This window comes from Litorivivens lipolytica (genome assembly GCF_014191715.1).
Lineage (GTDB): Bacteria > Pseudomonadota > Gammaproteobacteria > Pseudomonadales > Spongiibacteraceae > Litorivivens > Litorivivens lipolytica.
On sequence record NZ_JACHWY010000003.1, the window covers coordinates 336,781 to 359,070 of the forward strand.

The following is a 22,290-nucleotide window of genomic DNA, read 5'->3' on the forward strand; positions in this document are numbered from 1 at the left end:
CAGGCGTGGCAGGAGGGCGATAACAGGTGAATAGGGCCGGGGCTACCTCGCCCCTGAGGCCAAGCTTACAACGCCCCCAGCAAGTGCCCCCCATCGACCGGCAAGGCAACCCCCGTCATAAAGGAGCCAGCGTCGCTGGCTAAAAGCAGCAGCGGGCCGCTCAGCTCGTCGAGGTTACCCAATCGCTGGGGCGGGATTTTTTTGAGGTAGGCCTGCCCTTTTGCCGAATGGAAAAAGTCGCTGTTCATTTCGGTTTCGAAATAACCGGGGCACAGCGCATTGACACGAATATTCTTACGCCACAACTCTAGAGCCGTGTTCTTGGTAAGTTGCACCACCCCCGCTTTAGCGGTGGCGTAGAAGGTCTGATCAAGGCCGGGATGCAAACCCAGAATCGATGCGACGTTAACAATGCTCCCGCCCTGACCCACGGCGGACAGCCGCCGCGCGGCCTCCTGTGAAACCCGCCAAACCGCTTTCAGATTGGTATCCATGGTGAAATCCCAGCCATCTTCGTCACCATCGAGAAAACGACTTGGCGCGGCCACACCGGCATTGTTCACCACAATCGACACAAGCCCGAAAGCCTTCTCCGCAGCATCGAAGGCAGAGGTAATGGAATCCGCCGAGGTAACATCCATCGCCACCGCATGCGCAGCACCGCCGTCGACCTTAATAACGTCGACCAGAGCCTTCAGGCGTTCAACACGGCGCGCACCCACCACCACTTTAGCGCCGGCCTGTGCCAGCACCCGCGCAAAATGCTCCCCCAAGCCACTCGAAGCCCCGGTTACCAGCGCAACCTTGCCACTCAAATCAAATCGATTATCTGCCGACACTTGCTTATCCTTTCTCTATCGTTTGAAGGCCCAACTCCGCCAAAGGTCGGGCTAATGCGCCATAGGCTGTTGCCTTGTCGCTGGAGGCGTTGCCATCCAGCGCGCGTTTTTGAATACCTTGCAGGATCGCACTCAAGCGGAAGAATGCGAAGGCAATGTAAAAGGTCCAATGTGGAATCTCTGCGATACCCCGGCGCTCGCAGTAGCGCGCCACATAATCCGCCTCGCTTGGAATACCCAAGGCTTCACGATCCAGGCCACCGAGACCGGGAATGGCGGCATCGGTAGGAATCCGCCACTGCATGCACTGATAGGCAAGATCCGCATAGGGGTGACCGAGGGTCGACAGTTCCCAATCCAATAAGGCAACTACGCGATTTTCACTGGGGTGGAACATCATATTGTCGAGCCGGAAGTCCCCGTGGTTGATGCACACCAGACCGTCGCCCTCCGGTCGGTTTTCCTCAAGCCACTGTATGAGCTTTTCCATCGCCGGAATTTTTTCGGTTTCGCTCGCGCGATACTGTTTGGTCCACCGGGAAATCTGGCGCTCAAAATAATTCCCGGGCTTGCCGTAGTCCGACAGCCCCACAGCATCGACGTCTACACTGTGCAGCGCTACCAACACTTGATTCATTGCATCATAAATTGCGCTGCGCTCGCTGTTGCTCTGCTCCGGCAGGGCCGCATTCCAGAAGATACGCCCTTCAACAAAATCCATCACATAGAACATGGAGCCGATAATGCTGTCATCCTCACACAACACGCGCATTTTCGGCACAGGCACATCGGTAGCAGCCAATGCGCTCATCACTCGAAATTCCCGATCCACCGCGTGGGCAGATTTCAGCAGCTCGCCAGGCGGCTTGCGACGCAGCACATAGCTACCGCTTTCTGCACTCAGCAAATAGGTTGGATTGGACTGACCGCCGGCAAACTTTTCGGCCGTCATCGGCCCCTTAAAACCATCGATATGCTCGGCGAGATACCCTTCCAGTTTCGATGTGTCGAGTTCAAATGCAGACATAACAGATCCTATGCACTGTAACGATCGATGATTTTTTTACCCAGCGCCATCTGGTGAACCTGATCCGGACCGTCGGCTTGCCGACACCAGCGCGCGTAGTTGAAGGCTTCGGCCATAAAGTAATCTTCGGTCAGACCACCTGCACCATGCAACTGCATGCAGCGATCGATCAAGTTCTGCACCAGTAACGGCACGGTGGTTTTGGTGGCGGCAATCATATCAATGGACGCCTGCACGCCCTCGCGATCAATCTTGTCACAGGTTTTCAGAACCAGCAGGCGAGCCATTTCCACCTCTGAAAAACTTTTGGAAATATCTTCGCGCACTGACTGATGCTTGCTCAGCGGGCGACCAAAGGTGGTGCGCGCAACTGCGCGTTTGCAGGCGAGCTCCAACGCACGCTGGGCGGCACCGATCAAACGCATACAGTGATGCATGCGACCGGGCCCGAGCCGACTCTGGGCAATTTCAAAACCACGGCCTTCGCCGAGCAGCACGTTTTCCACCGGCACCCGCACATTGTCAAATACGAGCTCGGCATGGCCAATCGGCGCATCGTCATAACCCAATGTAGTCAGGGGGCGAATAATGCTGAGGCCTGCAGTGTCTTTCGGCACCAACACCTGAGTCTGCTGCTCATGGCGGTTCGGATTATTTGGGTCAGTCTTGCCCATCACGATAAATATTTTGGTGCGCTCATACATCGCGCCGGTAATAAACCACTTGCGACCGTTCAATACCCATTCATCGCCTTCACGCTCAATGCGCAGCTCGATATTAGTGGCGTCGCTTGAGGCAACCTGCGGCTCGGTCATCGCGTAGGACGAGCGAATCTCACCATTAAGTAGAGGCGTCAGCCATTGTGCTTTCTGTGCTTCGGTGCCGAAGTTCATAAACACCTCCATATTGCCGGTGTCAGGCGCGTTGCAGTTGAACACCTCGGGGCTCCACTGCACCCGCCCCATCACTTCAGCCAATGGCGCGTAGTCGGAAAAACTCAGGCCACCGTGATCGGCGTATTCACCGCAGTATTCAGCATGGGACGGGGGCACAAACAGATTCCACAGGCCCGCAGCTTTAGCCTTCTCTTTCAGCTCGTCCATTAAGGGCACAGCCGCGAAACGGTTTTCAGACGCGTGCAGCTGGCGCGCGTATTCCTGTTCGTTGGGATAGATGTGCTGGTCAAAAAAGCTCTGAAGGCGACCCAGCAGCTCTTGTGATTTTGGAGAGGGTAGAAAGTCCATTACGTTAGTCCCGTTTAGTAAATTTCGGAGCGCCCATCATCGCGAGGCGCAAAGCGACGTGGCGATCTTTTCCAGATGGCAGAGGCATATCGAGATCGCTTCTCTACATTCGCGATGACGGATTCATCTGCCGCGCATCAGGTATAAGTAATCAAGTGGCGATGCGGCGCCGGCTCAAGATGCGGCACCGCATTAAACATGTTCAGCCGCCAGTGCTCACGATTGCCGTAATAGCGCGTAATGCCGGTATTAATCGCTTGTAGATTGAGGTTCACCATCTGCTCTACGCCCAGCGACAAGACTTCCCGCACGACAGCACTAATTGGCCCGCCGGAACTGACTACCAGCACACGACCGCGCAGCGCTGAAATCTCTTCCAAGGTCCCACGCACACGAGTCTCAAAACCGCCCCAGTTTTCATTTAAGTCGCTTAGCTCGTCCCGACTCCAGGCGAGAAGCGCTTCGCGCAAGCAGCCGTAAAAGGCTCGCGCGTCGCTTACCTCGACATCGCTGTTCAAATGCTGACTGCGATAGGCCGATACGAGCGCGTGGAAATCAAATTCATTAAGGCCCGGCAGCTCATTCGGCGCCGGCAGTTCGGGAAGTACCTGCTGTATTCCCGCCAGCGTCTCGCGATGGCGCCGCAAGGTGCCGGTAAACACCGCATCGAAAGCCGGCTCGGTGGCGGCAAAGTGCTCACCCAGAATCCGCGCCTGTTCCCAGCCCAGTTCGCTCAGCCGGTCATAGTTATCGGTGCCAAAGGACGCCTGACCGTGCCGCACCATCAAAATTTCAGCCATGATTTGATCCCGCCTATTACTGACGAGACACACTACCGCTTTCCGAGCTATTATTTAAATTGATTATTTTTATTTATATTTATCACTATAGGTGATATCAGTGAATCTCTCCCGCATCGACCTCAATCTGTTTGTGGTATTCGAAACAGTATTTAGCCAACACAGCCTGACCCGCGCTGCCGAAGTGCTGCATGTCAGCCAACCGGCCGTGAGCAATTCCCTGTCTCGCCTGCGCAAGCTGTTTGATGACCCATTGTTTGTCCGCAGTCCGGGCGGCATGACACCGACACCCCGCGCCCAACAATTGATTTGCCCGGTGCGCGAAGCCCTCGGCCTGCTGGATAACTGCGTCAGCGACCGCCTGGCGTTCGACCCGAAAACCGCTCGCCAAACCTTTCGCATTCACGCCACTGAGCATGCGGAAACCCACGTACTACCCAAGCTGGTAAAAAAACTGGGCGAACAGGCACCGGGTATCAGTCTGGAAATTGTGTTTCTGAATCGACGGGATGCGCCACTGGCCATGGCGCGCGGGGAGCTGCATCTGGCGCTGGACGCACCGCTGCTTAGCCACCCTGAGCTGATTAGTCGCCCCCTGCTTAAAGACGAGTACGTGTGTATTTTCCGCAGCGGTCATCCGCTGGCGCGGCGCCGGTTAACCCTGAAACAGTATCTTGCGTCGGAACACGTACATGTTTCCAGTCGGGTTAAGGGAAGCGGTCACGTAGATCTGGCATTGCGCTCGGCGGGGGAACAGCGTCGCATTGCCCTGCGCTTGCAGCACTTTACGGCGCTGCCAGCGATTCTCGAACAGTCAGACCTGCTGGCATCAATTCCCGCCGGGGCGACCAGAGGCTGGCCGTTTCCTGTGCGCAAGCTGCCGTTCGAAACACCTGAGTTGGCACTGCAGGTGTTCTGGCATCGAAGCGTGGATCACGACCCGGCCAATCGATGGTTGCGTGAAGCACTGCTGGATTTATCGATCATGCGCGGATAGTTGCGATTGTGCTGAATAACAAAATCGATAAATTCTTCGCGGCAAAGCGCCCGTGAATAGTAAAAGCCCTGCAGGTAATGGCAGCCCAGCTGCCGCAAGATCGAGAATTGCCCGGGCGTTTCCACACCTTCGGCGACAACCAGAATGCGCAGGCTGTGCGCCATGGAGATGATGGCCTGTACCAATGAGCGCGCATCGCCACTGTTCTCAATATCGCGAATAAAGGATTTATCGATCTTGACCACATCGACCGGAAACTTCTGCAAGTAGCTCAAAGATGAGTAACCAGTACCAAAATCATCAATCGCAATTTTAATGCCCGCGCGGCGCAATTCTACGAGCTGATCAATAATTTCACTGCTGTCCTGCATTAGCAGGTTTTCGGTGATTTCTACGGTGATGTTGGGGAAAATCGACTGGTCATGCAGGACGTCCAACACGGAATGCTGCGTGCGGGATTCATCGAGAAACTCGCGGGTCGACCGGTTGAACGCCAGGGCAATATCAGTCCCGGTTTCGGCATTGATGATCGCCATGTCTTCGCAAGACTGGCGCATAACAAACTCACCCAGCTCGACAATCATGCCGGTGTCTTCGGCTAGCGGAATAAATTCAGCCGGCGAAACATCACCCCAGCGCACCAGCGCCTCACATTTAACCACCTGACCGCTAGCTGCATCGATTATCGGCTGATAGAACACGGACAGCTCTTTCTCTTTCAGCGCCGCAGCCAACTTCACATGAAGGCCATGGCGCCGATCAACATCTTCCTGCATGGAGCTGGTGAAATAGCGCACGGTGTTTCGGCCCGCAGCCTTGGCGGCATACATCGCCTGATCCGCATGCCGGAGCAGCGTTTCAACATCTCGCCCGTCCTGAGGATAGAGGCTGACACCAATACTCGCCGAGGTGCAAACCTGATGATCTCCAATCGTAACCGGTTCCTTGGCCAAGGCAATCAGTTGTTCGGCGACGCGAGAGCAAGCGCGCGCGCTGGCAACGCCCGGCAGCATCACCGTAAATTCATCACCTCCCAACCTGGCCACCATGTCCCGGCTGCGCAACAGATTATTAAAGCGCCGCCCCAAGGCCACCAACAACTCATCGCCAACACCGTGCCCAAGCGAATCATTCACATCTTTGAAGTGATCCAGATCGATAAACAGAATGGCGACGTGCTGCTCTTCAATACGCGGCGTCGACAACACCGCAGCGAGCCGCTCAGAAAATTGTATCCGGTTCGGCAGCCCAGTCAGCGGATCGGTGGTTGCTTGACGGCGAATAGTTTCATCGGCTCGTCGTATGGCAGAGATATCTTGTACCACGCCATGCAGATAGATGACCCGCTCCTGCTCTTTTACGGGCTCAATGATATGGCGCAGCCAAACAGCATCCTCGCCTTCTTTTTCAACCACAACTTCGAAAGTTTGAGACTTACCTTTGCTGACCGCCTCACGAATACGCTCTTTGATCAGATTCCGGTTGGTTTCGTCGTAAAAATCAAGCCAGCTTGTGGGTGACTGCCCCGCGGTGCGCGGCGGCATTCTGTGCAACGCAAATACTTCGTCAGCAACATGTTCGCAACCACTGCGAAGATCGAGCTGCCAACCACCGACGTCGGCAATCGTGCTGACTCTACGCAACATGCTTTCGTTGCGCTTGAGGTCACCACTCAGCCGAATGCGCGCGCCAAACTGGCGAAAGGCAATATGCACCGCCAGACCCAAGACCAGCCCAATGGCGATCGCCGCCGGCCAGAACCAAACCATCCAGGCGGGCGCGCTCTGCCAACCACCTTTGGGAGTCGCAGCAATATCCCATTCCACCACCCCAAGGGATACCCGCATACTGACCGGATCACGCTCAAACACGCCGATGTCACCATGGATTAATGGGTCACCTACCGCCCACGCCAATCGCGTATGGCGCATTGCCACATCCAAGCCCAGATTCGGCGCGTTAAGCCCGATATCATCCACCAGGCCATCAAAATCGACGGGGGCAGAAACAATACCCCAGAAGATATCCTCACCAGCCTTATCCAGGAAGACGGGTGCCCGCCCGATAATGGCGCGCCCTCCCTGCACGAGTTCCAAGGGTCCGGCAACGACCATGCGACGCAGGTCGCGGGCCAACTCAACCATGGGCATCTGTTCAGCGTTGGTGCGGTAGTCAAGACCAATCGCCTTGCGGTTCCCCGCCAGCGGATAAACATGGCGCACCACCAAGTCCGGCGCCGCCGCAATGTTGACCAACAGCGGGTCTTGATCAATCAGACCACTAACGAAGTCGGCATAGCGCTGTTGACTCAAGTCTGGTTCCGACGCGATCAGCCCCACCACGCCACGCAACAAGGCAAACTGACCATTGATCCGACCTTCCAGCTGCACCCGAATACTCGCCAGCTGGCTCATCACATCGTGGCGCTGCTGTTCGTTAAATCGGCCTCTCTGCTGCGCTTCAATAATCAGCGCCAAACCCATCACAACCCCGAAGATCAGCAAGGGCATGCCAAAGACCGGGGAAAGACGGGCGACTAATAACAGAAGCAGCAAGCCAGCAGCACCTGCTGCCATCAGGTACCAAGGGCTAGACGATTGCTTTGGCTGTGCCTGAACATCAGCCTGATAATGGAACCCCGCATCGAGGGCTTCGGACTTTACCAGCCCGGCGCTACGGAGCATCCGATGCACACTTTCCCAGCGCGTGGGATCATTAAAGCCCAAGGGTATATGGGGGTAATACAGCAGACTCGCCACATGCTTGGCGAAATAGCGGTTGTAGTCCTGCGCGGATTCGTAGTGGCTCACACTGCGGGGAATTTCCGAGATTCTTGTAGCCATCACTTCCGGATTTTTCATCGCGTAGTGCCAGCCCTGAATACTGGCCTCGACAAATTTACGCACCATCTCCGGCGAGCGTTTCATCACGCGTTCGTGCGTGTAGAGCGTATCCCCAAAAAAGGCCGGTTCTATATCTGAAATATTGAGGGTATGCACCTCAACGCCGGCCTCATTGGCTGCGAAATTGGCGGACAGACCATAGGTCAGGAGAACATCCGCCTTGCCTGACAGCAGGGTTTCAAGTTTCAAGGGTTCTGCAATGAGGATAGGTGCCGGTGCGCGGCTCACTCTCGACGCGATCAGCGACTGCAGTTCCTTGTTGATAAAATCATTGGGATTAACGGCGACGCGCAGACCAGAGATATCACGCAGAGATTGCAGCTTGCGATCACCGAGAGTGATCAGCGCGCCCGGACTGCGTTGAAACATGGGAGCCAACACCACCAGAGGATGCCCCTGGTCACGCCCCAGCAGAATATCGGAGCCGCCGATAGCAAAGTCAGCGCGCCCATCAATCAGCTCCTGTTGCACATTGCGAATCTTGCCGTTACCGTCGAATGCCGAGACAATCTCCACATCCAAGCCGGCGTCCGCGTAGTAGCCCTGCCACTTAGCCGCGTAGTAGCCAGCGAACTGGAATTGATGCTCCCACTTCAACTGCAATACGACCCGTTCTCCGGCCAGACTGAGTGAGGCCAGAGCAAATAAGAAAAACGCTCTCGCGATGTGCAACAACAATTTGTACTGCCTCGGACTATGTCACAGATATGCCATTCTACGGAGTGGCTATAAATTAGGCATCGCGACTTCTACCTACTCAACACCGGGCTTTATCAGCGGACGCTTTACAGGCACACTGCGCGCTGTTTGCTATAAGTTCCCCAATTATCATGCCGTTACTGTCCGCCAAAGCCCTTGAATTCGCCATCGGCCAGCAAGTTCTGCTGGATAAAGCCGACCTCCAGCTCGACCCGGGGGAGCGTGTTTGCCTGGTGGGCCGCAACGGCTCCGGCAAGTCCACACTGCTCTCAATCATTGCCGGCGAACTAACCCCGGATAGCGGCGAAATCCAGCTGGATCAAGGCGTTAAAGTCGCCAGCATGCCGCAGGCCCCCATTGAGGCCGCACCGGGCACAACCGTATTTCAGGCAGTTGCCGAAGGCCTGGACAGCGCCGGACAGCTACTGGCCCGCTACGAAGTGCTGGCCGCCGAGGGCAATCTTGACGAACTGGCCAAGGTGCAAGAGCAACTGGAGGCCGAAGGCGGCTGGGAATTCCACCAGCGGATCGAACAGACCCTGAGCCGCTTGAATCTGGATGGCCAGCAGACGCTGAGCGAGCTTTCCGGCGGCTGGCGCAGACGCGTCGCGCTGGCCCGGGCACTGGTTGCCCAGCCCGATATTCTGCTGCTGGACGAGCCCACCAACCACCTCGATATCGCCGCGATCGAATGGCTGGAGCAAGCGGTCCTCGGCTACGACGGCAGCGTACTCTTTATTACCCACGACCGGGCGTTGATCAACCGCCTAGCCACCCGCATTGTGCTGCTGGACCGGGGCAACCTGCGCAGCTACCCCGGCAACTTCGAAGAATACAGTCGTCGACTGGAAGAAGACCTGCGGATCGAGCAGGAACAAAACGCCCTGTTCGACAAACGCCTCGCCGAGGAAGAGCGCTGGATCCGCACCGGCATCAAGGCCCGGCGCACCCGCAACGAAGGCCGGGTAAGGGCCCTGAAACGACTGCGCGAGGAATATGCCCAGCGCCGCAACCTGCAAGGCAATGCCCGCCTCAACATTGATCAGGGCGAGCGCAGCGGCAAGCTGGTTGCCGAACTCGAGAATGTCAGCCATGGCTACGGCGACAAATGCTTGATTGATCGCCTCGACCTGACCGTTAGCCGTGGTGACAAGCTGGCCCTGATTGGCCCCAACGGAGTTGGCAAAACCACCCTGCTGCGCTTGATCGTGGGCGAGTTGAGTCCGAATGAAGGCAGCGTCCGCCAGGGCAGCAAGCAGCAGATCGCCTATTTTGATCAAATGCGGTCCGTGCTCGATGACAACAAATCCGTGGTAGATGTGGTCGGTCAGGGCCGGGAAAGCCTGACTATCAACGGCAAACAAAAGCATATCATCAGCTATCTGGCAGACTTTCTCTTCACCGCCGAGCGGGCGCGCTCCCAGATACGGGTGCTGTCCGGTGGCGAGCGGGCGCGGGTTATTCTCGCCCTCCTCTTCAGCCAACCCGCCAACATTCTGATACTGGACGAACCCACCAACGATCTGGATATGGAAACGCTGGAGCTGCTGGAAGAGTTGCTCACCGAATTTGACGGTACCGTGCTGCTGGTAAGCCACGACCGGGCTTTTGTGGATAATGTCGCCAGCGCCTGCCTGCTGTTTGAAGGCAATGGCCGGATAGATAACTTTGTCGGCGGTTACAGCGATATTCCCGCTCGCAAGTTAAAGGCCGCCTTTGCCACGGAACAGGAAAAACCCGCCGAACCCAAGCCCACGGCACCACCGCCGGCAGCCCCGAAGCCCGCGCAAAAGAAATTGAGCTATAAATTACAGCGCGAGCTGGACGCCCTGCCGGACACCATTGCCGCACTGGAAGCGGAGATCGAAGCTCTCAGCGAGCGTAGCCAGCAGAGCGACTTTGCCGACCTGCCCCACGAGGAAATAACGGTACACTGGGAGTCGATTTCGGCCAAACAGACCGCGCTGGATGAGGCCATGGAGCGCTGGCTCGAGCTCTCAGAGATGTAAGACCATCGTGGGAAGTACGCATGGTATTGCCCGCCCCACACGCTAGTCTGGGAGGGCAATTGAGAGCGTACTGCCATGAGCATCAAGATTTACCTGACAATTCAACGCAGGCGCGAAGCGCCGTGGGCCTCGCAACCCACCGGCAGAGAACCCACCCCCGAGGGTGAGTATCTCGTAAAGCTTCGTTCCGACACCCCTGAAAGTCGCCTGGCCAGCGCGGCCTATGACGCTGTACTGGTTTCTTACCCTCACGCCCAAGCCGAAGGCTACGACGTCAGCGTTGTCGACGAGAAAGGCCAGATTGTGCTGGACACCGAACTGCCAGCCTACGGCGAAATGCGCGGCCACAGCTTGAGCGTTACCCGCCTTCCTGAAATAGAGCCCTTCAGAGCAGTCGCTAACGGAGACTTCTACTAGAGCACCACCAGCGCTGCCTGAACGGCCATCCACAACAAGGCCAGGGTGCTGACCGCAAAGATCATCAGTCGCGGCATCACCTTGTTCACGGTCGCGTGAATCAGACTGTGAATAACACGCAAGCCGACGTAGGCCCAAGCCACCTGAACCATCAGCGTGCCTTCCGTACCGATAAAGGCCCACACCATTGCCGTGGCGTAAAAGATGGTGGGGTGTTCCATCAGGTGATTGTAGTTATCCGCCTTCCACTGAATCTGCTTGGGCATCAAGCCGGCCAGTTCAGCGGTGCGCTCACCTTTTTGCGGATGCACGCGGTTCTTAATCAGATAGGGAATGCGCGTACCCGCCATCCAGGCCAGCATAAAACAGGTCCAGAGAACGAGGGCAATGACGGGGCCGAGAATCGGATCGAGGGCAGTATTGAAATCAGGCATGAAAACTCTCCGCAAAGATTATTTTTGTTACGCAGGCGAGTGTAACCCAGCGCCGCGCGCAGCATAAGCGTGAGAGTGAATGGCCCGCGAAAGCGGGCCTATCGAACAATTAACCGAAGGGGTGGCGCAGAACGATGGTTTCTACGCGGTCAGGGCCGGTAGAAATAATATCTATGGGCACGCCCACCAGCTCTTCGATACGCTTGATGTAATCGCGCGCAGCCTGGGGCAGCTCTTCCAGTGTTTTCGCACCCAGTGTGGATTCACTCCAGCCTGGCAGATCTTCGTAGATCGGCTGCAGGGTGCCGTAATCATCGCAATCGATCGGCGCCGGGATTTCTTCACCAGCGGCGTTGCGGTAACCGGTACACACGCGCACGGTTTCCAGACCGTCGAGCACATCCAGTTTGGTCAGACAGATGCCGGAGATGCTGTTGATCAACACCGACTGACGCAGGGCAACGGCGTCGAACCAGCCGCAGCGACGGGCGCGGCCAGTAGTGGCACCGAACTCGTGACCTTTGGCCGCGAGGTGCTTGCCAACATCGTCAAACAGTTCGGTGGGGAAGGGGCCGGAGCCGACGCGGGTGGTGTAGGCCTTGGTAATACCCAGTACGTAATCCAGATACAGCGGCCCAAAACCGGAACCGGTGGCGGTACCGCCGGCGGTGGTGTTGGATGAGGTCACGAAGGGGTAGGTGCCGTGGTCGATATCCAGCAGCGAGCCCTGCGCACCTTCGAACATGATTTTCTGCCCGTTGGCTCGATAATCGTGCAGCATCTTGGTGACGTCTGCGATCATCGGCAGCAGCTGCTCGGCCATCTTCAGGGTTTCGTCCAGCGTCTTCTGGTAATCCACCGCCTCAACATTGAAATAGTTGGTCAGCACAAAGTTGTGATAATCCATCACTTCCTTGAGCTTGGCGGCGAAGCGCTCGGGGTGCATCAGATCTCCAAGGCGCAGACCGCGACGAGCGACCTTGTCCTCGTAGGCCGGGCCGATACCGCGACCGGTAGTGCCGATCTTGGCTTCGCCCTTGCGAATCTCACGCGCCTGATCGAGCGCGATGTGATAGGGCAGAATCAGCGGGCAGGCCGGGCTCAGGCGCAGACGCTCGCGTACCGGTACGTTTTTCGCTTCGAGCTCACCAATTTCTTTCAGCAGGGCATCGGGCGCCAGTACCACACCGTTGCCGATCAAGCAGGTAACGCCTTCGCGCAGCACGCCAGACGGAATCAGGTGAAGGACGGTTTTTTCACCGCCGATAACCAGGGTGTGACCGGCGTTGTGACCACCTTGAAAGCGCGCCACAACCGCGGCTTGGTCGGTCAGCAGGTCAACAATCTTGCCTTTGCCCTCATCGCCCCACTGGGTACCGAGCACCACGACGTTTTTGTTCATTGAATCCATCTCGAAAATTACGGAGTTAAACTATCAGCGCGACACGAGGTGCCAGTCGCCGTCTTTGAACACCAGCTCGCGATCGCAAGCCGATACCTGTGTGTCGCCCGGCAGGGCAAAAATTACCTGTTCGCCCGCAGCGCGCAGTGACTGCACTTTCTGCCACAGGGCGGCATCCTTGCTGTTGGGCGCCAGAATAGCGGCACCTTCCTCGCAATCGGGCAGAAGTGCCAGCAGGGCTTTCAGGTCGATACTGAAACCCGTGGCCGGTCGGGCGCGGCCGAAAACCCGGCCGATATCGTCGTAGCGGCCACCCGAGGCCAGCGCCCGGTCGCAGTCGCTGGACAGGGCGGAAAATACGGCGCCGGTATGGTAGTGATATCCGCGCAGTTCCGCCAGATCAAAATACAGGGCCACACCGGGGAAGCGCTCGCGCACTTCACCGGCCAGCTGATCGAGGGCCTCAATAGCGGCAATGGCGCGAGGGTAGGCTTTCAGCAAGTCACGCCCACGGTCCAGCACATCGTCGTTGCCGTGCAGCTCGGCCAGACCGGCCATCGCCTGTTTGATTTTGTCATCCAGTGGCAATTCCGCCAGCAGGCTGTCGAGTTCGGCGGCGGCTTTCCGTTGCAGAATCGAGAAATAGCGCTGTTCAGTGGCTTCATCCAATGCCGAAACTACGGATTCGTAGATACCCACATGACCGAGATCGAGGGTCAGGTTGCGGGCACCCGCCACCGTCAGGGTCTGCAGCATCAGGCTGATGATTTCGAGATCGCTATCGGTGCTGGAATCGCCGTAGAGTTCGGCACCCAGTTGAATCGGTGAGCGCGACGCCAGCGGCGCCTTGGGTCGGGTATGCAGCACACTGCCCGCATAACACAGCCGGGTCACACCGTCGCGCCCCAGACTGTGGGCATCGATGCGAGCGGCCTGAGGAGTGATATCGGCGCGCAGGCCCATCATGCGGCCGGTGAGCTGGTCGGTCACGCGAAAGGTGAGCAGATCGATGTCACTCCCGAGCCCTACCAGCAGGGACTCGGTGTATTCCATCAGCGGCGGAATCACCAGCTCGTAGCCCCAACTCTGATAAAGGTCGAGGAGCTCACGCCGCAGGTGCTCAACCTTGGCCGCATCCTTCGGCAGCAATTCCTCTACCCCATCGGGCAGCAACCAGCGGTCGGCAATGGTCATAATCGTCCTATCTTACCCAGTACAGCAGGGCCAGTCCGGAAAGCATACTGAGCAGCCCTATAATGCGAATCTGTCGGTCGTTGCTCTGTGCGACATTGAGGATAACTTCACGCCAGCGGCGGGGACTGATAAAGGGCATCAGACCTTCGATAACCATCACCAGGCTGAGGGCGACTGCCAGCTCCTGCCACATTGCTCGTTACCACTTACCCGTCTTGGCGCTCAAAACACGCACACACAAAAAAACCGCGCAGTTCTTATCCGTTTAACCGTAAAACGGTAAGCACTGCCCGGTTGCGTTATTGTAACATGATCCGGCGCGGATGTTAGCGCCGACTAGCCTTGTCTTCCTTCAGGTACTGGAAGAACTCCCCTTCTGAGTCGACCACCAGAATGTCGTCCTTGCCCTTGAAGGAATCGCGGTAGGCCGCGAGGCTTCGCAGGAAATTGTAAAACTCTGGGTCGCGGGTATAGGCCTGAGCGTAAATCTCGGCGGCCTTGGCGTCGCCGTCACCGCGAATGCGCTCGGCATCCCGGTAGGCATTTGCCTCAATGACCGTGCGCTCGCGGTCAGCCGCGGCCTTGATAAATTCCGCCTGCTCTTTACCGGTTGAGCGATGCTCACGCGCCTCGCGCTGACGCTCGGAGCGCATCCGGTCGAACACGGACTCACTCACCTGCTGCGGCAGATCGATGCGCTTAACCCGGATATCGACGACTTCGATACCAAATTCAGTGGTCGCGATCTCGTTCAGCTTCTGGGTCAACTCCACCATCAACAGGTCGCGCTCGCCGGACACCACTTCATGCACGGTGCGGTTACCGAACTGGTTACGCAGGCCGTCGTTAATACGCTGCGCCAACAGACGGTGGGCGCGGGATTCATCCCCACCCTGCGTCGCAGTGTAGTACTTGAAGGTGTCGATAACGCGCCACTTGGCGTAGAAGTCCACATCCAGCGGCTTTTTCTCCAGCGTCAGAAAACGCTCGGGAGAAGAATCCAGAGTCAGAATTCGGCCATCGAATTTGTGCAGCGAGTGCACAAAGGGAATTTTGAAATGCAGACCCTTGTCCAGATCAGGGTTGGCTACCTGACCAAACTTGAGCAGCACACCGCGCTCGGTTTCCTTGATCACAAACATCGTTTGTGCGCCCAGCATGATAGCGAGGCCGAGAATGATCAGAACGCCCATTCCACGGTTATTCATGATTAACGGCCCTCCCGACGGCGTGACTGGGTTTCGCGGCGCAACTGATCCACCACACGGTTGGTCAGCTCCTCAATATCAATATCGTCGATGCTGCCATAGCTGCCGCCAGCGCCACCTTTAGCAATACGGTCCAGGGGCAAATAGAGCATATTGTTGCCGCCCTCGACATCCACCATCACCTTGGTGCTGTTACTGTAGACGTCCTGCATGGCATCAATATAGAGGCGGCGGCGAGTTACTTCCGGGGCCTTCTTGTACTCGGTCAGCAGCTTGGTAAAGCGAGCGGCTTCACCTTCGGCGCGAGCGACCACCTGATCCCGGTAGGCGTTGGCCTCTTCCAGCTGACGCTGTGCCGCACCGCGCGCTTCCGGAATAATCGTATTGGCGTAGGCTTCGGCTTCGTTTTTCAAACGCACCTTGTCTTCCTTGGCCCTGGTTACATCGTTAAAGGCGTCCTGCACCTGCTCGGGTGCGCGGGATTCCTTGATGTTGACCTCCGACACCAGAATGCCCGTCTGGTAGGTATCCAGATAATTCTGCAGACGCTGTTTGACATCCACGGCCATTTTTTCACGGCCCGCGGTAATGACATCATCCATCGACGAGCCGCCGACAACGTGGCGCAGAGCACTTTCCATCGCCTGCTCGAGGCTGTGCTCGGGGTTGCGCACTTTCAGCAGGAAGTGGACTGGATCAGACACGGTGTACTGCACCGACATGGGCACTTCAACAATGTTTTCGTCTTCGGTAAGCATGGAAGCGCGGTGTTCAGCCTGACGCACGGTGGTGACGTTAACCTTTTCCACGACATCGATCAGCGGCGGACTCCAATGCAGACCCGCACCGTGGGTGGTGTTATAAACCCCCAGACGCAGAACCACTGCTTTTTCCTGCTCATCGACTTGGTAAAAGCCGAACACCGCCCAGATAAAGGCCGCGATGACGAGAATGACACCCGCGGAGCCAAACCCAAAGCCTGAGGGCGAACCACCCTGACCACCGCTGTTGCCACCGAAAATTCCGCCGAGCTGCTCTTTGAACTTTTTCAGCGCTTCGTCGAGATCCGGTGGCCCCTGATTGTTGCCGCCACCCCACGGGTCGTTGTTATTGCCACCCGGTTCATTCCAGGCCATGCGATTCTCCTAAACCAACTAATATGTCGTCGCCAAAAGCGACTCGAAGTCTACCAAACTTTGGGCTGCGGTTAACCCGTGCCACACTCCTCAGTGGGCGCGCAGGTTTTCCAGCTTTTCGCCTTCCTGAGCCAGCAGCCGCATCAGATCCGCCTTCGGCATGCGGATATGCAAGGTGCAGCCCTGCTCGTTATATTCTTCCGTTTGCACGCCGCCGAGGGCGAACAGGCGCGAGCGCAGCCGGGATTTGTGTGGCGGCAGTACCACATCGGTATCCACCACATCACCGGCCAGCAGTTCGCTGAGAGCTTCCATCAACTCGTCCAGCCCTTTGCCACGACGGGCCGACAGCCAGACGCGCGTCGGACGACCATCGCCGTCACGCTCAATACGTGGCGCCTGACCGATCAGGTCAATCTTGTTATAAACCTCCAGCATCGGCAGCTCGCTGGCGCCGATTTCCGCCAACACTTCGTGCACTTGCCGAATATGATCCTGACGCTCTTCGTCGGCGCAGTCGATCACATGGACCAGCAGGTCCGAGCTCACCGCCTCTTCCAGTGTAGCGCGGAAGGACTCCACCAGCTTGTGGGGCAGATGGCGGATAAACCCCACAGTATCCGCCACCACCACCGGGCCCACATCGGCCACTTGCAGCCGGCGCAGGGTAGGGTCAAGGGTCGCGAACAGCTGATCAGCGGCGTAGACCTGTGATTCGGTCAGCGAGTTAAACAACGTGGATTTGCCGGCGTTGGTGTAGCCCACAAATGAGAGCGTCGGAATTTCGGCCCGTTTGCGGGCCCGCCGGGATTGGTCGCGCTGCTTGCGCACCTTTTCCAGCCGCCCCTGAATACTCTTGATACGCGCGCGCAGCAGTCGGCGGTCACTTTCCAGCTGGGTTTCACCCGGACCGCGCAGACCGATCCCCCCTTTTTGACGCTCAAGGTGGGTCCAGCCGCGGATCAGGCGGGTCGACATATGTTCCAGCTGGGCCAGTTCGACCTGCAACTTGCCTTCGTGGGTGCGGGCGCGCTGGGCAAAGATATCGAGGATCAGGCCGGTGCGATCAAGCACCCGACACTTGAGCTCCTTCTCGATATTGCGCTCCTGACTGGGGCTGAGGGCGTGATTGAACAGCACCAACTCGGCTTCGTGCTCCACCACAATCTGCCGAATCTCTTCGAGCTTGCCGGAGCCGACAAAGGTCTTGGCGTGAGGCATGGGGCGCTGGCCGCGCACGAAATACACCGGCTCGCCTCCCGCGGAGGTGACCAGTTGCATGAATTCACCCGGATCTTCGCGCTCGGTCACACCGCTGAATTCGATGTGTACCAGCACGGCGCGCTCACCGGTATCGGGACGCTCAAACAGCAAGGGTGTCTCCTACGACGAAACCGCCAGATACCCACAGGCACCGGCGGCTGAAAGAGGAGTTCAGTTGTGTAAAGTCTGTACCGTTAAACGAGAGGAACTCAGCTCTCATCGTCTTCCGGCGGATGCTGCATCGGCAGCCGGACGACCCGCGAGGGGACAACCGTGGAGATGGCGTGCTTGTATACCATCTGACTGACCGTGTTTTTCAGCAACACGACAAATTGGTCAAAGGACTCGATTTGGCCCTGCAACTTGATCCCGTTTACCAAATAGATGGAAACAGGTACTCGTTCCTTACGCAGAATATTGAGGTAAGGGTCTTGTAAGCTATGCCCTTTTGACATGGTGTAGCCTCCTTAGGTGGCCAATGGCCAGAAAAAGCGACAGACGGCGACTTGCCCGAATGGAGACCGAGAAAAGCAGTTCTCAGGCGCCTACGTCTTCCGCAAGCGGAATCAAATAAGACCCGGATACGGTTTTACTTGAAGTTTAAGCTCTAGTATAGCCCATCCACTGGGAAATCAACATCTGCCAGCATTGCCAAAAATTCAGGTAGCACACTGTTTTCGGCATCTTTCCATAGAATCCAGTTTAACTCTGGCCACTTGCGCAGCCAGGTGAACTGACGCTTGGCCAGTTGCCGGGTGGCGGCCAGTGCGCGTTCGCGCATCTCGGTCTCGCTGACCTCACCTTCCAGATACTCCCAGACTTGTCGGTATCCGACCGCGCGAATGGCCGGAAGGTTCCTGTCGAGATCGCCGCGCTGATGCAACTTTTGCACTTCCTCGACAAAACCACCCGCAAACATCTGCGTCAGCCGCTGGTCTATACGCTGGTGCAGCGCCGCCCGATGTTCTGGCGCCACCGCCGCCTGAAAAATCCGGTAGGGCAGCTCCGCCTCACCCTGCTCCGCCCGCCACGCGCTGATGGGGCGGCCGGTGCCGCGCAGCACCTCCAGCGCCCTGCAAATGCGCTGGGAATGGTTGGGGTGAATCGTGGCTGCCGTTGCAGGATCGCCCTGCGCCAGCTCCATATGCAGGGCCGGCCAACCCGAGCGCTCCGCCTCGGCTTCGATGGCAGCGCGAATGCCCGAATCGATTTCCGGCAGCTCCACCAGCCCGTCGAGCAGAGCCTTGAAGTAGAGCATGGTGCCGCCGACCAGCAACGGGATCTTGCCGCTGGCGGTGATGTCGGCCATCGCCTCCAGGGCATCGCGACGAAAATCGGCGGCAGTATAGGGGTCAGCGGGGTCGCGAATATCTACCAGCCGGTGGGGGTAACGCGCCAGCTCGTCCGGGCTGGGCTTGGCGCTGCCGATATCCAGCCCCCGGTAGACCAGCGCCGAATCGACACTGATGATCTCGGCGTTGAGGTGATCACAGAGCTCAAAGGCCAGCCGGGTTTTGCCAGAGGCCGTGGGCCCCATCAGGAAAATCGCCGGCGGCAGCGAACCTCCCCTCAGTGAATCGTCACTGGCCACGCAGGAACCATTTATCCAGCTCTGGAAGAGACACCTGCACCCAGGTCGGTCGACCGTGGTTGCACTGGCCGCTGCGCTCGGTTGCTTCCATATCCCTCAGGAGGGCGTTCATCTCGGGAAGGGTCAATTTGCGGTTGGCGCGCACGGAGCCATGGCAGGCCATGGTCGCCAGAATTTCATCGATATGCGCCAGCATCCGGTCCGAGCTGCCATATTCCATAAAGTCCGACAGCACATCGCGCACCAGCTGCTCGACGTCGCTGTTGGCGAGCAGCACCGGCAACTCCCTTACCACCAGAGCCTCTTCGCCGACGCGCTCCACCCGCATACCGAGCTGGGCAAACATGTCACTGGAATTTTCCGCGCAGGCGGCTTCGCGCTCGCTCACCGCCAGCGTCATCGGCACAAGCAGGGGCTGACTGCGAATACTCTGACTGTCGCGGGCAGTCTTCATGCGCTCGTAGGTGATCCGCTCGTGGGCGGCGTGAATATCCACCATCACCAGACCGTGGGCGTTTTCCGCCAGAATATAAACGCCCTTTAGCTGGGCCAGCGCATAGCCCAAGGGGGGAATCTCGGCGTCATTGTCATCCATAACGGGCCGAGGGGCGGCCGACGGGAAAGCCGGGGGCGTTGGCGCGCGGGATTGCAGCGCGGTATAGCCCTGTAACTGCTCGCGCACTTCCCCTTCGCTGATCTGGGGCTGAGACTGGCCCGAACGGAAACTGATCGGCGCCTGCTGCGGCGCGATCTCGGCGGGCTGTTGCTGCTGCTCAAGACGAGCGCTATTGACCTGATCGTCGGGCCGCACTTCCGCCAACAGGCGATGCAGACTGCGGAAAATAAAATCGTGCACGGTGCGCCCGTCACGGAAGCGCACCTCGTGCTTGGTCGGGTGGACATTCACATCCACAATCGACGGATCGAGCTCCAGATAGAGCACGAAGGCCGGGTGACGACCGTGGAACAGCACATCCCGATAGGCTTGACGTATAGCGTGGGCGATCAGCTTGTCGCGGATCATCCGGCCATTGACAAAAAAGTGCTGCATGTCGGCCTGACTGCGGGAGAAGGTCGGCAAGGCGACCCAGCCCCAGAGCTTTAATCCGGCCGCTTCGGTTTCGATATGCAGGGCGTTTTCCAGAAAGGCCGGGCCGCACACGCGACTGAGGCGACGCTCCTGCTCCAGCTGGTTCGCCGCCGGCGGCAGGCTGTGCACCACCCGGTTGTTGTGACGGAGGTGAAAGGCCACATCGTAACGACTCAGTGCGAGACGCTTCACGACTTCTTCCAGATGACTGAATTCGGTTTTTTCCGTGCGCAGAAATTTACGGCGGGCGGGCGTGTTAAAGAACAGATCGCGCATTTCCACGGTGGTGCCGCAGGGATGGGGCGCGGGCTTGACCGAAGCCTGCATGTCGCGACCTTCACAGCTGACCTGCCAGCCGCTATTGGATTGATCCGTGGCCGAAGTGAGGGTCAGCCGGGCGACCGAACTGATACTGGCCAGTGCTTCACCGCGAAAACCGAGGCTGATGACCTTTTCCAGGTCTTCCAGCTCGCGGATTTTGCTGGTGGCATGTCTGCTCATGGCCAGCGGCAGATCATCCTTATCAATGCCACTGCCGTTGTCGCGGATGCGGATCAGCTTGACGCCGCCCGCCTCCACATCGAGATCGACCCGCGTGGCACCGGCGTCGAGGCTGTTTTCCAGCAGTTCCTTGACCACGGACGCGGGGCGTTCGACCACCTCCCCGGCGGCAATCTGGTTGGCGAGCCGGGGATTGAGCAATTGAATTCGAGACATCAGGACTCAGGAATAATCAATGTCTGACCCACCCGGATATCGGTGTGCGCCATTTTATTTTCACGTTGCAGTTGGGCCACCGACACATCAAAGCGGGCGGCGATTTCCGACAGTGTATCACCGCTGGCAATGGTGTACTGCCGCGGTTTGACTTCACCGCGCTTTAGGGCGGCGAGATAGGTGTCTGGTGGCGGGCTGCGGCGGAAGTGACTGTCGATGCCACTGAAAATTGCCTGCGCCATCTTCTGTCGATACCAGGACGTGGCCAGCTTCTTGGCCTCACCTGGATTCGAGATAAAACCGGTCTCGACCAGAATCGACGGAATATCAGGGGATTTCAGCACCGCAAACGCCGCCTGCTCCACCCGTTTACTGTGCAGTTTGGACATCTTGCCCATTTCACCCAGCACATTGCCGCCAACGCGCAGACTGGCATCCATACTCGCGGTCATGGACAGATCAGTCAGCACACCGGCCAGAATATCGTCCTTGTCCGACAGACTGACACCGCCCACCAGATCCGAATCGTTTTCTCGCTGGGCGAGGAAGGCCGCCGAGGCACTGGTGGCGCCGCGCTGGGACAGGGCATATACCGAACTGCCCGATGCATTGGGCGTTTTAAAGGCGTCCGCGTGAATCGACACAAACAAATCCGCCTGCATTTTGCGCGCAATATCCCGACGCTGACGCAAACCTACGTAATAGTCGCCGGTGCGCACCAGCTCGGCCTTGTAGCCTTTGGTATTGTTAAACAGCCGCTGCAGCTCTTTCGAAATTTCCAGCACCACCCGTTTTTCATAGAGGCGACCGGGGCCAATCGCACCCGGGTCTTCGCCGCCGTGACCCGCATCAATGGCAATCACCACCGGGCGACGGCCGCTGGTGATATCCACCGCTTTTTTCACGGTGCGGGCAGAGCTTTCCTTGTCGTGAAAATCAATCACCAGGCGGTCGTGCAGATCGCCGCTCGCCGCCAGCATAAAGCTGCCAATTTTCACTTCCCGACTGAGATCAAACACCACCCGCAGATCCTTGCCGTTGCGCACGCCGTGGCGCATACGACTGATCGGGCTGTCATCAAATTTAAGATCATCGGGGATTTTGTTCAGGGAGGTGCGACTGATGTCGACTACTAGCCGCTCAGGATTATTCAAAGGGAATACCTGATATTCAGCAGGACCACTGAGATCAAACACCACCCGGGTGTGATCCGGCGCCCGCCACAGGCGAACATCTTTCACGTCGGCGGCGAAACCCGCCGCGCTGAACAGCAGCGTTGCGATCAGAACCAGCAGGCCGTGCAATCTTCTCATTATGGCT

The 22,290-nt window shown here is 57.9% G+C and carries 19 protein-coding genes; 3 read left to right on the forward strand and 16 right to left on the reverse strand.

The genetic code is table 11. The annotated features are described in order from the left end of the window. Positions 1-65 precede the first annotated feature (65 nt). From FHR99_RS13800 to FHR99_RS13815, 4 genes are all read right to left on the reverse strand, one after another. Positions 66-839: an SDR family oxidoreductase gene (locus FHR99_RS13800; protein WP_183411292.1), complete on the reverse strand. Its 774-nt coding sequence runs from the start codon at positions 837-839 to the stop codon at positions 66-68. Between the two features lie 4 nt (positions 840-843). Then, on the reverse strand, positions 844-1,866 hold the full coding sequence (locus tag FHR99_RS13805) for a phosphotransferase (protein ID WP_183411293.1): 1,023 nt from the start codon (positions 1,864-1,866) through the stop codon (positions 844-846). An 8-nt stretch (positions 1,867-1,874) separates the two neighbouring features. Further along, positions 1,875-3,110, reverse strand: coding sequence for an acyl-CoA dehydrogenase family protein (locus FHR99_RS13810; protein ID WP_183411294.1), 1,236 nt, complete (start codon positions 3,108-3,110; stop codon positions 1,875-1,877). Positions 3,111-3,247: 137 nt separating this feature from the next. Beyond that, on the reverse strand, positions 3,248-3,910 hold the full coding sequence (locus FHR99_RS13815) for a histidine phosphatase family protein (protein ID WP_183411295.1): 663 nt from the start codon (positions 3,908-3,910) through the stop codon (positions 3,248-3,250). 100 nt (positions 3,911-4,010) lie between these two features. On the opposite strand from FHR99_RS13815, the gene FHR99_RS13820 reads away from it, so the two are divergent. After that, positions 4,011-4,907, forward strand: a complete 897-nt coding sequence (locus FHR99_RS13820; protein ID WP_183411296.1) for a LysR substrate-binding domain-containing protein — start codon at positions 4,011-4,013, stop codon at positions 4,905-4,907. Here FHR99_RS13820 and FHR99_RS13825 read toward each other — a convergent pair. Next, positions 4,844-8,488, reverse strand: coding sequence for an EAL domain-containing protein (locus FHR99_RS13825; protein ID WP_183411297.1), 3,645 nt, complete (start codon positions 8,486-8,488; stop codon positions 4,844-4,846). The two genes, FHR99_RS13820 and FHR99_RS13825, sit on opposite strands and share 64 nt — an antisense overlap. 152 nt (positions 8,489-8,640) lie before the next feature. On the opposite strand from FHR99_RS13825, the gene FHR99_RS13830 reads away from it, so the two are divergent. Beyond that, complete coding sequence (locus tag FHR99_RS13830; RefSeq protein ID WP_183411298.1) at positions 8,641-10,518, forward strand: ATP-binding cassette domain-containing protein; 1,878 nt, start codon at positions 8,641-8,643, stop codon at positions 10,516-10,518. Positions 10,519-10,593: 75 nt separating this feature from the next. Next, positions 10,594-10,935, forward strand: coding sequence for a hypothetical protein (locus tag FHR99_RS13835; protein ID WP_183411299.1), 342 nt, complete (start codon positions 10,594-10,596; stop codon positions 10,933-10,935). Here FHR99_RS13835 and FHR99_RS13840 read toward each other — a convergent pair. From FHR99_RS13840 to FHR99_RS13890, 11 genes are all read right to left on the reverse strand, one after another. Continuing rightward, complete coding sequence (locus FHR99_RS13840; RefSeq protein WP_183411300.1) at positions 10,932-11,369, reverse strand: MAPEG family protein; 438 nt, start codon at positions 11,367-11,369, stop codon at positions 10,932-10,934. The two genes, FHR99_RS13835 and FHR99_RS13840, sit on opposite strands and share 4 nt — an antisense overlap. 109 nt (positions 11,370-11,478) lie before the next feature. Further along, entirely contained in the window at positions 11,479-12,771 is a 1,293-nt protein-coding gene (locus FHR99_RS13845; RefSeq protein WP_183411301.1) for an adenylosuccinate synthase, read from the reverse strand. A 33-nt stretch (positions 12,772-12,804) separates the two neighbouring features. After that, positions 12,805-13,965, reverse strand: coding sequence for an ATP phosphoribosyltransferase regulatory subunit (locus FHR99_RS13850; RefSeq protein WP_183411302.1), 1,161 nt, complete (start codon positions 13,963-13,965; stop codon positions 12,805-12,807). 7 nt (positions 13,966-13,972) lie between these two features. After that, a complete protein-coding gene (locus tag FHR99_RS13855; protein ID WP_183411303.1) occupies positions 13,973-14,158 on the reverse strand; it encodes a DUF2065 domain-containing protein in 186 nt (61 codons plus the stop codon). Positions 14,159-14,291: 133 nt separating this feature from the next. Continuing rightward, positions 14,292-15,173: a protease modulator HflC gene (gene hflC, locus FHR99_RS13860; protein WP_183411304.1), complete on the reverse strand. Its 882-nt coding sequence runs from the start codon at positions 15,171-15,173 to the stop codon at positions 14,292-14,294. A 2-nt stretch (positions 15,174-15,175) separates the two neighbouring features. Continuing rightward, positions 15,176-16,309, reverse strand: a complete 1,134-nt coding sequence (gene hflK / locus FHR99_RS13865) for an FtsH protease activity modulator HflK (protein WP_183411305.1) — start codon at positions 16,307-16,309, stop codon at positions 15,176-15,178. 90 nt (positions 16,310-16,399) lie between these two features. Next, positions 16,400-17,683 carry a ribosome rescue GTPase HflX gene (hflX, locus tag FHR99_RS13870; protein ID WP_183411306.1) on the reverse strand — a complete coding sequence of 428 codons (1,284 nt, stop codon included), beginning with the start codon at positions 17,681-17,683 and terminating at the stop codon, positions 16,400-16,402. Between the two features lie 98 nt (positions 17,684-17,781). Continuing rightward, complete coding sequence (gene hfq, locus FHR99_RS13875; RefSeq protein WP_183411307.1) at positions 17,782-18,027, reverse strand: RNA chaperone Hfq; 246 nt, start codon at positions 18,025-18,027, stop codon at positions 17,782-17,784. 152 nt (positions 18,028-18,179) lie between these two features. Continuing rightward, a complete protein-coding gene (gene miaA / locus FHR99_RS13880; protein ID WP_183411640.1) occupies positions 18,180-19,109 on the reverse strand; it encodes a tRNA (adenosine(37)-N6)-dimethylallyltransferase MiaA in 930 nt (309 codons plus the stop codon). Positions 19,110-19,152: 43 nt separating this feature from the next. Further along, entirely contained in the window at positions 19,153-20,970 is a 1,818-nt protein-coding gene (gene mutL, locus FHR99_RS13885; protein WP_183411308.1) for a DNA mismatch repair endonuclease MutL, read from the reverse strand. Continuing rightward, complete coding sequence (locus FHR99_RS13890; protein WP_183411309.1) at positions 20,970-22,283, reverse strand: N-acetylmuramoyl-L-alanine amidase; 1,314 nt, start codon at positions 22,281-22,283, stop codon at positions 20,970-20,972. The genes mutL and FHR99_RS13890 overlap by 1 nt, the downstream gene beginning before the upstream one ends. Positions 22,284-22,290: the final 7 nt, after the last annotated feature.